Origin of the sequence: Clostridium sp. CMCC3677, assembly GCF_023845585.1 — a bacterium.
Lineage (GTDB): Bacteria > Bacillota > Clostridia > Clostridiales > Clostridiaceae > Clostridium > Clostridium aquiflavi.
Genome location: NZ_JAMQHS010000122.1, coordinates 1 through 221, shown reverse-complemented (window position 1 = coordinate 221; position 221 = coordinate 1). Strand labels below are relative to the sequence as shown.

Here is a 221-nt window from a genome sequence, read left to right as displayed (position 1 = left end):
CGGTTTTAGCGCCGCAAAAACGGGCGCAAATGAGGCAGGATAAAGCGGGCAGTCACAAAGGTCTTCTGGTGTGCCATCGCGATGCAGCATACCGAGCAGTGGTTTTTCAACGCTACCACTCACCACCATTTTGGCTTTATTACGAAACCCTTGTTCCGGGCCTGACACCGGCGCGCACCATTCCTCAACCGGAAAGTCGGCGAGCAGATTTTTAAGATCGG

At 53.8% G+C, this 221-nt stretch carries 1 protein-coding gene; it reads right to left on the bottom strand.

Going from position 1 to position 221, the window contains the following annotated elements; genetic code table 11:
* Window positions 1-221, bottom strand: a 221-nt coding sequence (locus tag NG901_RS16965) for a hypothetical protein (protein WP_252217126.1), incomplete at both ends; no start/stop codon positions are given.